General features: G+C 60.2%; 9 protein-coding genes. 3 read left to right on the top strand and 6 right to left on the bottom strand.

What is annotated here, in order from left to right; genetic code table 11:
• Window positions 1–67 precede the first annotated feature (67 nt).
• Window positions 68–1,054, bottom strand: a complete 987-nt coding sequence (gene dctP, locus J7447_RS00560; RefSeq protein WP_075282301.1) for a TRAP transporter substrate-binding protein DctP — start codon at window positions 1,052–1,054, stop codon at window positions 68–70.
• A 133-nt stretch (window positions 1,055–1,187) separates the two neighbouring features.
• Between dctP and J7447_RS00555 the strand changes: the two genes are divergently transcribed.
• On the top strand, window positions 1,188–1,844 hold the full coding sequence (locus J7447_RS00555; RefSeq protein WP_055657918.1) for a GntR family transcriptional regulator: 657 nt from the start codon (window positions 1,188–1,190) through the stop codon (window positions 1,842–1,844).
• 6 nt (window positions 1,845–1,850) lie between these two features.
• Here the strand turns inward: J7447_RS00555 and J7447_RS00550 are convergent, their stop codons facing one another.
• Window positions 1,851–2,786, bottom strand: coding sequence for a GlxA family transcriptional regulator (locus J7447_RS00550; protein WP_023001935.1), 936 nt, complete (start codon window positions 2,784–2,786; stop codon window positions 1,851–1,853).
• A gap of 402 nt (window positions 2,787–3,188) precedes the next feature.
• Between J7447_RS00550 and J7447_RS00545 the strand changes: the two genes are divergently transcribed.
• Complete coding sequence (locus tag J7447_RS00545; protein ID WP_023001936.1) at window positions 3,189–3,782, top strand: HupE/UreJ family protein; 594 nt, start codon at window positions 3,189–3,191, stop codon at window positions 3,780–3,782.
• 209 nt (window positions 3,783–3,991) lie between these two features.
• Here J7447_RS00545 and nadC read toward each other — a convergent pair whose 3' ends face one another.
• From nadC to nadA, 3 genes are all read right to left on the bottom strand, one after another.
• Window positions 3,992–4,855, bottom strand: a complete 864-nt coding sequence (nadC, locus tag J7447_RS00540; RefSeq protein WP_031269705.1) for a carboxylating nicotinate-nucleotide diphosphorylase — start codon at window positions 4,853–4,855, stop codon at window positions 3,992–3,994.
• Between the two features lie 12 nt (window positions 4,856–4,867).
• On the bottom strand, window positions 4,868–6,469 hold the full coding sequence (locus tag J7447_RS00535) for an L-aspartate oxidase (RefSeq protein ID WP_023001938.1): 1,602 nt from the start codon (window positions 6,467–6,469) through the stop codon (window positions 4,868–4,870).
• A 99-nt stretch (window positions 6,470–6,568) separates the two neighbouring features.
• Complete coding sequence (gene nadA, locus J7447_RS00530) at window positions 6,569–7,651, bottom strand: quinolinate synthase NadA (protein ID WP_055657911.1); 1,083 nt, start codon at window positions 7,649–7,651, stop codon at window positions 6,569–6,571.
• A gap of 463 nt (window positions 7,652–8,114) precedes the next feature.
• Between nadA and J7447_RS00525 the strand changes: the two genes are divergently transcribed.
• A complete protein-coding gene (locus tag J7447_RS00525) occupies window positions 8,115–9,350 on the top strand; it encodes an MFS transporter (RefSeq protein ID WP_209168449.1) in 1,236 nt (411 codons plus the stop codon).
• 109 nt (window positions 9,351–9,459) lie between these two features.
• On the opposite strand, the gene glyS is transcribed toward J7447_RS00525, so the two are convergent.
• Window positions 9,460–11,547, bottom strand: a complete 2,088-nt coding sequence (glyS, locus tag J7447_RS00520; protein WP_209168448.1) for a glycine--tRNA ligase subunit beta — start codon at window positions 11,545–11,547, stop codon at window positions 9,460–9,462.
• Window positions 11,548–11,636: the final 89 nt, after the last annotated feature.

Below are 11,636 nucleotides of genomic sequence, written 5' to 3'. Positions count from 1 at the left end.
CCTTGAAATGAGGTCCTTTGGAACAGGTTTCGGGGCGGCTTTCAGGCCGCCCCGCAAGTTCAGTCGCTTATTCGACGGCGAATGCCAGATCGAGAAGCTGCTGACCGTTCGGGGTTTCTTCCACGAACGCCTTGTAGGAGGTTTCCTTGGCAAGAGCCCGCCAGGCATCGAAGTCCGCTGCGGTCATTTCGGCGATTTCGACACCGTTCTCACGGAAGACTTCTGCAGAGGCCGCATCTTCCTTCTTGGCTTCTTCGAGATAGAAAGCCTGCGCCTTTTCAGAAGCCGCCAGCAGCGCTTTTTGCTGGTCTTCGGTCAGGCTGTCGAACTTGGCCTTGTTCATCAGGAGCGGCTGGTACATGAACCAGAGCGCATATTCGCCAGCCGGGGTGTAGCAGGATACCTGCTCGTAAATGCGATAGCTGACAAAGGACGAGGACGAGGTGTTGACCGCGTCCAGAACACCGGACTGCATGGCATTGTAGACTTCCGAAGACGCCATCGAGGCAATCGAAGCGCCTGCGCCTGCAAGCATCTGCTCAAAGGCCTTGCCCGCAGCGCGGGTCTGAAGGCCCGGCATGTCTTCCGGCTTGGTGATGCACTTGTCCTTGGCTGCAAAGCCGCCGGCCAGGTAACCGTGCACCAGCACGATCACATCGTCCTCGGCCATGATTCCCTCAATGGCCTCCATGAACGGGCTTTCGTTCATGCGGGCCGCATGGTCATGGTTTTTCACCAGACCCGGCATCAGGGTGAGGTTATAGGCAGGTTGCTGGCCACCGGCATAGCTGAGCGGCAGAACGGTCATGTCCAGCAGACCGCGAGACAGCGGCTTATACTGTTCGCGCGCCTTCAAAAGCGACTGGGACGGGAAAATCTTGATGTCGAGATCGACACCGGCCGCCGCCACGTCGTCGGCAACCATCTGGGCCACCTTGTGGCGAACGTCGCCGGTGGACCACTGGTGAGACAGGCGCAGCTCGGTCGCGTTGGCGGTGAGCGCGCTGGCGAAAAGCGTCACGGCAGCAACCGACGCTGAGAATTTGAAGTTCATTTTTTCCTCCCTGATGGTTCCGGACGGGAACCGGAATTCGATCTTACCCTCATGTGATGTTTTTCTGTCAAGTCATTTTGTATACAAGATCGACAATATTGCGCGCGAAAAACTCCTATGCTAAATGCGAAACATGGAAAGAAAACGATCCGACCGCATCGCGGATGCGCTTGAAGGGCTGATTTTCGACGGCACTTTCGCCGATGGCGACAGGCTGGACGAGGTTCAGCTTGCGGGCCGGTTTTCGGTTTCCAGAACACCGGTCCGGGAAGCCCTTCACAGGCTTTCCCAGTCCGGTCTGGTCGTGCAGATACCCCGCCGCGGTGTCTTCGTCCGGCAACCCGGTCCGGTGGAACTGATCGAAATGTTCGAAGTGATGGCAGAGCTGGAAGCCGTGAGTGCGCGCCTGGCTGCCGCGCGTATTTCCGAAACTGCCCTTGCCGATCTTCACGCTGCGAACGAGCGTTGCAAACACGCCGTCGAGGCGCAGGACACGGATGGCTACTATCTGGAAAACGAACAATTCCACGCCATCATCTACCGCCAGTCAGGCAACCGTTTTCTGGAGCAGGAATGCCTTCGCCTTCAACGGCGTCTGCAGCCCTTCCGAAGGGTGCAGTTGCGCGTGCGCGGGCGCATGAAACAATCCATGGCCGAACATGAAGACGTCGTTGCCGCCATCGAGGCTGCCGACGGTGAACGGGCGGCGGCGGCCATCCGTCGGCACGTTTCCGTACAGGGCGAGAAATTCCATCATCTGATGGCAAGCCTGAAGCCCGCAGCCGAGTAAGTCCTGCTAGAATTCGAAAACCCGGCCATGCTGCTGACGGTCCGCAGCAGGACTTGTGCCGAGGGCAGACCGGTAGCGTTTCGAAAAATGGGACGCGCTGGCAAAGCCGCAGGCCATCGCGATGTCGATCATGCGCATTGAAGTGCGGCAGACGAGCTGGCGAGCAATGTCCAGACGAACCTTTGCGTAATATTCCTGCGGGCTGCACTTCAGATATTTCTGGAACTCTCGCTGCAACTGGCGGGGACTTACGTCCAGTTTCTGCGCGATTTCCTGCAAGGAGAGCGGCTCGACGACGTTCTCCGTCATCAGCGCTATGCTGCTGCGCACCCGCTGCGAAACGGATTCCAGATCATCACGCATGTGCTTGTGCTGCCGCTCGTTGCCACTGCGCCAGTCGTGATGAAGGGCAATTTCGGCGACGTCCGCAGCAACCGCGCCGCCGTGGACCTGGGCCACGAAGCCGATCATCAGATCGAGCGCGGAGGTTCCCCCGGCGCAGGTCATGTACTTGCCGTCCGTCTGAATGAGGCTGTCCACCAGCCGCGCATCAGGAAACCGCTCCTTGAAGAAATCGGCATATTCCCAGTGGATCGTGCAGTTCCTGTTGTCCAGCAGGCCGAAGTCGGCCAACACATAGGCACCAGTGCAGATGCCTGCGATCCGGCTGGAGCGGTTGGCCAGTTTCCGGATCGCAACCTTCTGAGCCAGTGTCAGCCCAATGCGTTCCACATCATCACTGCTGCAGACCGCAAGAAGATCCGGCCGCTCGACATCGCCGATGGCGCAGTCGGCTCGTATGGTGCTGCCGTTGCTGGCAACGGCATCGCTGCCGTCCAGACTGCAGCAGCGATATGTGAAGGCCTTGCGTTTCAACACCTTGTTCGCGATCCGCAGAGGCTCGATTGCAGAGGCAAAGGAGAGCAGGGAAAAATTTCTCATGAGCAGAAAGCAGATCTCGACGGTTCGCGAGGCAAGCGCCTCTCCGCCGTCATCCCCTTCGCTTCGGCTGGGGGCCGGAGAGGATTTCCGCCCTGGGGAAACTTGTGCTTCGTCCAATCTAGCGCTCACAGGTATCCTGCCTTCACCATCTTCATCGGCTCGAACCGATCTTGAAGAACCTTCAGCCGGAAATTTAGCAGCCTGAAAAGCTGCTCCCTATCGGGAAACCGGACTACATTGTCGCAGTTCTTCCGTTGCGCTACCCGGCACACGCCTCACGAAAGAGACCGCCGTTGTGGTTTACAGGCTCCCAGAATCATCGATAGTACACAGGTCTTGAGCTCTTCATGAACGGTGCGACCCATCCCGGGGCACCGGAGTGACCAACCGAAGGAACATTTCATGCTCTACCGCCTCGGCCTTGCCACCGCATTCGGCCTGTTGACCGCCTCTCCCGCCCTTGCCCATCTGGATCCGTCCGAACACGGCTCCTTTGCTGCCGGCTTTACACATCCACTGTTCGGCACCGATCACGTGCTGGCGATGATTGCCGTTGGCCTTTGGGCCGCCCTTCTTGGCGGGCGCGCCGTCTGGGCTCTGCCGACCGCCTTCGTCGGTGCGATGATCGTCGGTTTCCTGCTCTCGCTTGCCGGCGTTCCGCTGCCCTACGTCGAACCGTTCATTCTGACATCGGTCGTGGTTCTGGGTGTCGTTGTCGCCCTTGCACTGCGCCTGCCACTTGGCGTGTGTGCGGCACTGGTGGGGGTGTTCGGCATTTGTCACGGCCATGCCCACGGCGGTGAAATCGGCTCGGCTGGCGAACTTTCCTATGCCGGTGGCTTTGTTTTGGCGACAGCGCTTCTGCATGCGGCCGGGCTCCTGATCGGCTACGGCGCCAATGTGGCCACCCGGAACGATCCCGCCTGGGCACCACGCATCATTCGCAGCCTGGGTGTGCTGACGGCACTCGGCGGCTTGTATCTTGCAGCAGCGTGAGTTCGGTGACTGATTAAAACAGCCGCGACTGTCGTCCCACTGCTCACCCTCATCTGAGCACGCGCGCAGCGCTGTTTCGAAGGATGGCCGGCAAACTTCAGAGCAAGCGGCCCATCCTTCGAGATGGACCTGACGGTCCTTCTCAGGATGACGTAGAGACGGGATGGCAGAAAGGGCAGAACACCGAACGGGTAGCCGGTAAAGGGATCTCAGCCGATCTCGATATCCAGACCCAGATCCAGAACCGGAGCCGAATGGGTGATCCAGCCTGAGGAGATCAGGTCAACCCCGGCTTCGGCGACGGCCTTGACCGTATCGAGCTCTATTCCACCGGATGCTTCCAGCAGAACCTTGCCTCCGGCCTTTGCAACGGCCTGCTTCAGGACTTCAGGTGGCATGTTGTCGAGCATGACCACGTCAGGACCGGCAGCAAGTGCCTCGTCCAGCTGTTCCAGCGTGTCGACTTCCACCTCGATCTTCACCAGATGACCGGCGAAAGCCTTGGCGGCTTCGATGGCTTGCGTCACACCGCCGGCGACCGCGATGTGGTTGTCCTTGATCAGGATCGCATCGTCGAGACCGAAGCGATGGTTGGAACCGCCGCCACATTTAACCGCATATTTCTCGAACGCACGCAGACCCGGTGTCGTCTTGCGGGTGCAGACGATGTCCGCCTTGGTGTGTGCGATCAGATCGGCGAATTTCGACGTAGCCGTCGCAATGCCTGACAAGTGACCCAGGAAGTTCAGCGCCACCCGTTCAGCGGCCAGAAGCGCGCGGGCCGGACCTTCGATCCTGGCGACGACCGCCTTGGGCGACAACCGGTCACCATCTGCCAGAACGGCCTCGAAATGCAAACCGGCATCCGTCTGACGAAAGGCGCTTTCGGCGAAGGCTAATCCGGCGAGAACCCCCGGTTTGCGCGCAGCAATCACGGCGGAGGCTTTTGCATCGGGTGGCAGTGTTGCCTGGCTGGTGACGTCACCCGCCCGGCCCCAGTCTTCCAGAAGAGCGGCCTTGACGGCTTCATCCACCATCAGGCGTGGCAGCTCGGGCAAAAATCTACGGGTCATGCGCCTCTCCGGTCAGGCAGTTTCCAGGGCCTCGGCGGTGATGGCTTCGACTTCCTTCAAGGTGGTGTAGGAGCGGCTTGCCATGTCAGGGTTTTCCTGCGGGAAATCCTTGCGGAAATGCCCGCCACGGCTTTCCTCGCGCTTCAGCGCCGCCGCGGTGATGATACGCCCGGCGACCATCATGTTGAGGATCGACTGGCGCACGCAATTCTGTTCAACCTGCGCAATATCGGCCAGGGCCGTCTTGAGACCGGCCGCGTCGCGCAGCACGCCGACATTGCGCGCCAGTGTCTTGCGCAGAACGGTGATCGCTTCCCGCTCCTCGACGTTGCGCTGGCTCGGCAAGCCCGGAGCATCGTCCATCTCGTTCCAGTAGGCGCTGCGCGGGGTCGGCATCAGGCCCTGGATATCTTCCGCGATGCGCGCGGCAAAAACGACCGCCTCCAGCAGCGAATTGGATGCCAGGCGGTTGGCGCCGTGGGCACCGGTTGAAGCCACTTCACCCGCGGCCCACAGACCGTCAAGCGACGTCCGGCCGTTGGCATCGGTCAGGACCCCGCCCATGTGGTAATGCTCAGCAGGCGCCACTGGCAGCAGATCCTTTGCCGGATCGATGCCCGCTGCGGAGGCTGCCGCGAAGACGGTCGGAAAATCGTCCTTGAACCTTTCGCCGATCGCTGTCCGGCAGTCGAGGAAGGCCCCCCGGCCTTCCGATACTTCCCGGTGAATGGCCCGGGCAACGATGTCGCGCGGCGCCAGTTCCAATTCCGGGTGAACACCTTCCATGAAGCGTTCGCCGGCCTTGTTGACGAGGGTAGCTCCCTCGCCGCGCAGGGCTTCGGTTGCCAGCGGTGCCGGATCCTTGCCGAGATCAAGCGCGGTCGGGTGAAACTGCACGAATTCGGCATCGGCAATCACCGCACCGGCGCGGGCCGCCATGGCAAGGCCATGACCGTTAGCTTCGTGCGGGTTGGTCGTCAGTTCGTAGAGGTGGCCGATGCCGCCGGAAGCAAGCACCACGGCCTTTGCCGGGAAAATCAGCCGTTCCAGGCCGCCGCGCCGGCGCGCCAGGACCCCGGTTACATACCGTCCCTCGCCAATGAAGCTTTCGCCGATGTAGCCTTCCAGAATGCGGATCGACGGCGTCTTGCGAACAGCTGCGATCAGGGCATCCATGATCGCCCGGCCTGCCATGTCGCCGCGCACACGTACGACCCGGCTCTGGGAATGGGCGGCTTCGCGCGAAAACTTCAGCCGGCCTTCAAGATCCTGATCGAACGGAACGCCATAGGACAAGAGGTCATGAACCCGGGCACTGCCTTCGCGGGTCATCTCTTCGACGATCTTTTCCTCGCAGATGCCGCAGCCGGCGGCCAGCGTATCGTCGCGGTGTTTTTCCACCGAGTCCTGCTCGGAGATCGCAGCGGCAATACCGCCCTGCGCCCAGGCAGACGACGCCCCCTGCCCGATCGGTGCGTTGGTGATGACGGTGACCGGACGCGGGCTGAGCTTCAGCGCGCAGAAAAGGCCTGCCAGACCTCCCCCCAGAATGACGACATCATCCACATCCTTGCCTATATAGGCAGGTGCAAAATCCTCAACCGACACGGCCATGGGAAACTTCCTGGAACAGACGGGGCAAGAGCCCCAAAGAAACTCCCGGGCCGGCAGGCCCGGAAGCAATCGCATAGATGCGGTTTAGACCGAAGCCGGTCAGATTTTCAAGTTGATCATCCGCTCGACCGCGGTGCGGGCCCTGTCGGCCACCGCCGGGTCGACGACCACTTCCTCTTTCATCTCCAGGAGAGTGTCGAGGATCTTGTTCAGCGTGATCCGCTTCATGTGCGGGCAAAGGTTGCAAGGGCGGATGTAGTCGACACCCGGCGTTTCGCTGGCAACATTGTCCGCCATGGAGCACTCGGTGATCATCATCACCTTTTCCGGACGCTTTGTCTTGACCCAGTCGATCATGTGCGCGGTGGAACCGGCGAAGTCGGCTTCCGCGACCACTTCGGGCGGGCACTCCGGATGGGCAATGATCTTCACATTCGGTTCGATCTTGCGATAGTCACGCAGCTCTTCCGCGGTGAAGCGCTCATGCACTTCGCAGGCACCGTCCCAGACCAGAACCTCGACGTCGGTCTTGTTGCCGACGTTTGCAGCCAGATACTTGTCCGGGATCAGGAACACCTTGTCGACGCCGAAGCTTTCCACGACCTGCAGCGCGTTGGAAGACGTGCAGCAGATGTCGCATTCCGCCTTCACGTCGGCAGACGTGTTCACGTAGGTGATGATCGGGATGCCGGGGTTCCGCTCGCGCAGGGCCCGCACATCGGCACCGGTAATGGATTCAGCCAGCGAACAGCCTGCACGCATGTCCGGGATCAGCACGGTCTTTTCCGGGCTCAGGATCTTCGAGGTTTCTGCCATGAAGTGCACGCCGCACTGGACGATGACTTCCGCATCGGTGCGGGTCGCCTCGATGGCCAGCTGCAGGCTGTCGCCAACAATATCGGCAACACCATGGTAGATATCCGGCGTCATGTAGTTGTGCGCCAGGATAACCGCGTTGCGCTGCTTCTTCAGCTTGTTGATCGCATGGATGGTCGGCGCAAGAGCAGGCCATTCGATGGCCGGGATGATGTGCTTGACCTTCTCGTAGATCGGCGCAGTCGCCTCTGCGACCTCCGGCGTATAACGCAGGTCCGGGCGCTCCAGCTTGCCGAAACGCTCCAGTGCCGTCAGTCCGGCGGCAATCGGTGCTCCAACCGGTGCTTTGGTCTGGGCAATGGTCATGGCGACCTCCCTTTTTTGCGCGGCGCGAGGGGTATTTTGTGCCGCTATTTAATTATACTCAACTTGAGCATATCAGAGGCAAAAGAAAACGGGCGGTGATGCCCATACTTTTGCTCTTTCGGAGTTTATATAGTCATCAGCAAATCGAAAATCTACAAAAATCCGAAAAATTCTCGCGGGAAATCCGATTTGCCTTTGTTTTCCTGAGCTTAAGGCGCAACTTTTCCATTTCCGGAAAGCCGGCTAACAATTATCGCCTTCACACACGAGATGCAAACGGCAAAACCAACCGGGCTCTCACAGCATCTGTTGCTGCGTTTACACCGCGAACGCGCGACGCACTGGCGTGATCCAAGTTTTGCCGTTCCATTTGCAACGTTGATCAATCCATCAAAATTACGCGTTTTGCGATTGGATGGCTTCAGACTATACCTATCGTAATTTCACGATCAGAGACTCATCCATGACAACAGCTTCTTCCACCGGCCGGGTCGGCCCGAATATACCGCTGGTGATTTCCTGCGGCTGTTTGATCGCCCTCATTTCGTTCGGGCCGCGTTCTGCCATGGGCCTGTTCTTTCAGCCCATGACCGAGGCCAGGGACTGGAGCCGCGAGATCTTCGCACTGGCACTGGCGATCCAGAACCTTATGTGGGGCATCGGACAGCCGATCGCCGGCATGATGGCCGACCGGTTCGGAACCTGGAAGACCATGACACTTGGCGCAGTCCTCTACTGTGCCGGCCTTTTGCTGATGATCGACGCGGAAAGCACCGTCGCCCTGCACATTTCCGCAGGTGTGCTCATCGGGCTCGGCATTGCGTGCTCGTCCTTCTCGCTGGTTCTGGCGGCTTTCGGCCGCGCCGTCTCGCCATCACAGAGAACGCTGGCCTTCGGTATCGGCACAGCCTCCGGATCTCTTGGCCAGTTCCTGTTTGCCCCACTTGGTGGCACGCTGATTGCCAGCATCGGCTGGCAGCAGACCCTCATCGTCTTCGCCGGCCTTGTGGCAATTGTTCCGCTTCTGGCGATCGCGCTCAGGGGCAAGTCGGAGATGCCGAAAGACAGCAATCCGGCGAACGACCAGAAGCTGACCTCCGCCATTTCCGAAGCCTTCGGAACACGCGGATTTATCCTGCTCACCTTCGGCTTTTTCGTCTGCGGCTTTCACGTCGCCTTCATTACGGTGCACCTGCCGCCCTATATCGCCGACCTTGGCCTTGACCCCGCCTGGGGCGCTACGGCCATCGCCCTCATCGGTCTTTGCAACATCGCGGGTTCGCTACTGTCAGGATATATTTCCGGCCGCTATTCCAAGCCGATCTTCCTGTCGCTGATCTACCTTGGCCGCGCCGTCGCGATTTTCGCCTTCATCATGCTGCCGGTCACGCCTGCCTCGGTACTCGTGTTCTCCGGCGTGATGGGTCTCCTGTGGCTGTCAACCGTGCCGCCGACATCGGGCCTCGTCGCTGTCATGTTCGGGCCGCGCTACATGGCAACCCTGTTCGGCTTCGTCTTCCTGTCGCACCAGGTCGGCTCGTTCCTGGGTGTGTGGCTCGGCGGCAAGATCTACGACGAAACAGGCTCCTATGACGCCATCTGGTGGCTGGGCATCGCCCTCGGCATCTTCGCCGCCGTCGTGCACTGGCCGATCCAGGAAAAACCCGTTGACCGGCTCGCTGCTGCACCTGCCGAGTAAGAGACGCCGGATCTTCAAACTTGAACGTTTAGGCACAGAACGAAAAAGGCGGGCTCAAGGCCCGCCTTTTTGTTTGTCAGTACAATTTCGCTTAACCGGCCAATTCCGTTTAGCCAGCCACCTTCGAGAAGTCCGCCACGACGTGGGTCGCATCGCGGATTTCAGCAAGGAGTTGCAGGCGGTTCATGCGCAGCGTGGCGTCGTCGGCATTGACCAGAATATCGTCGAAGAAACGGTCGACCGGAGCACGCAATTTCGACAGCGCTTCCATTGCACCTTCAAAGTTCTCGCTTGCCACGGCGTCGGCCGCTTCAGCCCGGGCCACATCGATGGCAGCGGCCAGATCGATTTCGGCCTGCTCCTGGAAGTGGTCCGCGTGCGGCTTGCCGGAAACAGGGCTGCCGTCCTTCTTTTCCTCGGCCTTCAGAATATTGACCGCACGTTTGTAACCAGCCAGCAGGTTGGTGCCGTCGTCGGACGATACGAACTTGCCAAGCGCCTCGACACGGCGAACCACCATCAGGAGATCGTCCTGGCCTTCCAATGCAAAGACCGCGTCGATCAGATCGTGGCGCGCGCCTTCATCCTTCAGGTGGACTTTCAGGCGATCACCGAAGAAGGACAGCAGATCGGCAACAAGAGCTGCGGGATCGCTCGCTTCAACACCTTGAAGGTCCAGAGCGGAACGAATGGCATCGCCCAGCCTGATCCTGAGGTTGTTTTCCAGAATGATCCGGATCACGCCCAGAGCCGCGCGGCGAAGCGCGTAAGGGTCCTTGGAGCCGGTCGGCTTTTCGTCGATGGCCCAGAAACCTGCAAGAAGGTCCAGCTTTTCGGCAAGGGCCACGGCAACGGCGACCGGGTCGGTCGGCACGCTGTCACTTGGTCCCTGCGGCTTGTAATGCTCTTCGATAGCCGTTGCCACCGACGCATCCTCGCCCTGGGCTGTCGCATAGTAGCGGCCCATCAGGCCCTGCAGTTCCGGGAATTCGAACACCATGTTGGAGACAAGGTCCGCCTTGGCGAGTTCCGCCGCGCGTTTGGCCCTGGTCTCGTCCGCCCCGGCGACCGTGGCCAGTTCGGCCGAAAGCGCGATCAGGCGCTTCACCCGTTCGCCAACGCTGCCGAGCTTTTCGTGAAACTTCACTTCATCCAGCTTGGGCAGGTTGTCCGAAAGTTTCGACTTCAGGTCGGTTTCCCAGAAGAAGCGGGCATCGGACAGGCGTGCACGGATAACCTTTTCGTTGCCGGCCACTATCAGCTTGCCGCCATCGTCGGCAATGATGTTGGAAATCAGCACGAACTTGTTGGCAAGGCGCCCGGTGGCCGGGTTCTTCAGCACGAAGCACTTCTGGTTGACCTTGATGGTCAGCTGAATGCACTCGTCCGGGATCGTCAGGAAATCCTCGTCGAAGCTGCCCGTCAGCACCACAGGCCATTCAACCAGCCCGGCAACCTCTTCCAGAAGGCCCGGATCCTCCACCAGATCGAGGCCTAGCGCCAGCGCACAATCCTTGGCGTCATTCTGGATGATGTCCTTGCGGCGGTCGGCATCCAGCACGACCTTGTGCTTCTCAAGCGAAGGCGCATAGTCGTCGAAACGGCGCACGTCGAAGGCCTCGTCCGCCAGGAAGCGGTGGCCGCGTGTGGTCTTGCCGGCCTTTATGCCATCGAATTCGAACGGAACCACGTCCGGTTCTTCCGTTTCCGGACCGAAGGTCGCGACGATTGAGTGCAGCGGTCGCACCCAGCGTGTGGATCCAGTGCCCCAGCGCATGGCTTTCGGCCAGGGGAAGTTGCGCAGGATGCCCGGCATGAACTCGGCAATGACGTCGATCGCCGAACGGCCCGGCTTTTCGATCACCGCAACGTAGAAATCGCCCTTCTTCGGATCCGTCTGGATGGTTGCCTGATCGATCGACGTCAGGCCGGCGCCTCTCAGGAAGCCTTCCAGTGCCTTTTCGGGAGACCCGACGCGCGGTCCCTTGCGTTCTTCACGCGTGGCGGCAGAACCGGCGGGAACGCCGGCAACATGCAGGGCCAGACGCCGCGGGGTCGCGAAGGCCTTAGCGCCCTCATATGGCAAACCGGCATCCACCAGGGCATTGGTCACGAGAGATTTCAGGTCTTCGGCCGCCTTGCGCTGCATGCGGGCCGGAATCTCTTCGCTGAAAAGTTCAAGCAGAAGATCGGGCATGGATATCTGGACCTTTGGTCTGGTGGAATAACACCGGAAACGGTTTGCGCCGTCCGTTACCAAGACAACGGAGACTTGTCACCCCCTTT

Origin of the sequence: Labrenzia sp. R5_0 (genome assembly GCF_017743835.1) — a bacterium.
Taxonomy (GTDB): domain Bacteria; phylum Pseudomonadota; class Alphaproteobacteria; order Rhizobiales; family Stappiaceae; genus Roseibium; species Roseibium algicola.
This window is presented reverse-complemented; position numbering and strand designations above follow the sequence as displayed.